This window comes from Alcanivorax sp. HI0083 (genome assembly GCF_001635175.1).
The window spans coordinates 1-824 of the sequence record NZ_LWFX01000185.1; the positions used below are offsets into that span (position 1 = coordinate 1).

At 61.5% G+C, this 824-nt stretch carries 1 protein-coding gene; it reads left to right on the forward strand.

Going from position 1 to position 824, the window contains the following annotated elements:
* Positions 1–805 (forward strand): TolC family protein (locus tag A3754_RS01960; RefSeq protein ID WP_197468381.1); only part of this gene is annotated, 805 nt, incomplete at its 5' end.
* Between the last annotated feature and the right edge of the window lie 19 nt (positions 806–824).

Sequence of the window (824 nt, forward strand, 5' to 3'; positions counted from 1 at the left end):
CAAGGTAGAGAACGGTGCCGTCTCCCCCCAGGATCTGGCCCAGCAGAAAACCGTGGTCGCCAATGTGAAAGCGCAGTTGCCGTCCTTGCGTCACCAGCTGCGGCAAAGCCGTTATGCGCTGGCGGTATTGGTGGGAGAAATGCCGCAGGCATTCCAGGTGGGTGGCGGCACCCTGAGCAATCTGCAGCTGCCGGAGATCCAGGCCGGTTTACCGGATCAGGTGCTGGCCCAGCGCCCGGATATTGCCCAGGCCCAGGCCAGCCTGATGGCTGCGGATTATTCTGTGGCCGCCGCCCGGGCGGACTACTGGCCCTCCATCACGCTCACCGGTAGTGGCGGTTATGCCAGCAGCGCCCTGTCGTCGTTGTTCAATGGCGATGCGGTGTACAGCCTGGGCGTGTCGTTGGCGCAAACCCTGTTTGATGGTGGTGCCCGCAATGCGCGGATCAATCAGAGCAAGGCCGCCTGGCAAGAGCAGGTGGCCAGTTATACCGGCACCTTGCTGGTGGCCCTGCAGGAAGTGGAGCAATCGTTGAGTAATGTGCAGGGGTTGGCCGAGCAGCAGCAGTATCGTGAAGAGGCATACCAGCAAGCCGAGGAAGCCTATCGGGTGGCGCAGGTGCGTTATCAGGAAGGCGAAACCGAGCTCACCGACGTGCTCAGCGCGCAAAGCAGTTTTAACAGTGCGCGCCAGAACAGCCTGGATCTGATCTACAACCAGTATCAGTCGCGCATCACTCTGTACCGGGTATTGGGTGAAGGGGGTGAGAGGGATGGAGGGAGCAAGGCACCTGCGGAACCCTGAAGTGCCCCTGGTTTGCCGC